The sequence below is a fragment of the Mesorhizobium sp. M7A.F.Ca.MR.362.00.0.0 genome (assembly GCF_004023175.1).
Classification (GTDB): Bacteria; Pseudomonadota; Alphaproteobacteria; order Rhizobiales; family Rhizobiaceae; genus Mesorhizobium.
This window is the reverse complement of the sequence record NZ_RZTF01001028.1, coordinates 1-271: the sequence shown is the minus strand read 5'-3', so window position 1 is coordinate 271 and position 271 is coordinate 1. Positions and strand designations below refer to the sequence as shown.

General features: G+C 31.7%; 1 pseudogene. It reads left to right on the top strand.

Features of this window, described 5'->3' with window-relative positions:
• Positions 1-92: 92 nt before the first annotated feature.
• Positions 93-271, top strand: a pseudogene (locus EOC06_RS45435) (pyroglutamyl-peptidase I); the annotation flags it as partial.

Below are 271 nucleotides of genomic sequence, written 5' to 3'. Positions count from 1 at the left end.
ATACCAGTGTTTATTATTAATATGCTGCTGATGTATTTCCTTGTATACCATTTTTGATTTCGTATTAACCAAACAATTAGGAGGGATATGAAATGCAGAAGATTTTGCTGACAGGATTTGATCCATTTGGAGGAGAAGCAACTAACCCAGCTTTAGAATCTGTTAAAAAGCTTGATGGTGTTAAAATTGGAGATTATTTAATAGAAGCACGAGAAGTTCCAACTGTTTTTGATGAATCAATAGCGAGATTAAAAGAATATATAAAGGAAAT